Origin of the sequence: Halolamina salina, from assembly GCF_042678005.1 — an archaeon.
GTDB lineage: Archaea > Halobacteriota > Halobacteria > Halobacteriales > Haloferacaceae > Halolamina > Halolamina salina.
Map to the genome: position 1 here is coordinate 1 of NZ_JBHUDH010000124.1, position 835 is coordinate 835.

The window sequence follows — 835 nt, forward strand, 5'->3', positions numbered from 1 at the left end:
GGCGGTTCCCGGGCGTCGTAGGCGAACTCGGTCGCCCGCTTTTCGCCCCCGTTCCGCGAGACGGTGGCGACGACGCCGGGCGCGCTCTCGTACTGGGCGAGCGTGTCGGGCGCGTACCACGCGTCGCCGTGCTGTGGCGGGGCTGGGGCCGGCACGCGGTCGAACCGTGGCTCCGGGGTGGACATGGTGGTCTTGGGAACCGTTGTTTCGCTATCTGGTTTAAACGTTTTGACGAAGAATTAATTTCTGAAAATATCCTTCCTGCGCGGCCGAGCGTGCTCTCCCGGCGGCTATCGAGAAACGCCGCTCACTCGCCGCCGTCGATAGCGCGCCGCTGGAGGGCGACCGTCGCGATCGAGACGACGACGACGGCGAACAGGTGGCCGATGACCGCGGCGACGAGCACGGGGTGGCCGAGCACGAACGGCACCATCGCCACCTGCACGCCGGCGAACGCGACGTTGAGCGCGTCGAGGCGGGTCAGCTTCGCGGTCGTCTCGCGGTCGAAGTCGTGGCGGAGCGCGCGCCAGAACCCCACGACCGTCGCCCACCAGCAGGCGCCGATGCGGTAGATCACGTCCCACGTGACCAGCAACAGCAGCACGACGGCGATCACGGGCGGCTCCGGCCCCAACAGCTCCGTCAGCAGCGAGCCACCGTCCCGCGGATCGACGACGAACAGGTACGTCACGAACAGCACGAACGCGAGCACGCTGAGCGCGAGTTCGATGCTGGAGCCGAACAGCAGCCGGCGGTACGTCCTCGGCGGCTGGAGCCGGCGGACGGTCCGGCTGAACGTCAGCATCAGCCAGCTACCCGCGACCGCGACGACGAT

At 68.6% G+C, this 835-nt stretch carries 2 protein-coding genes; both read right to left on the minus strand.

The window, feature by feature from the left end; genetic code table 11:
* Nucleotides 1-185: hypothetical protein (locus ACFR9S_RS11095; protein WP_379818660.1), on the minus strand; the 185-nt coding region annotated here is incomplete at its 3' end.
* 122 nt (nt 186-307) lie between these two features.
* Nucleotides 308-835, minus strand: a 528-nt coding sequence (locus ACFR9S_RS11100; RefSeq protein WP_379818661.1) for a DUF7530 family protein, incomplete at its 5' end; no start/stop codon positions are given.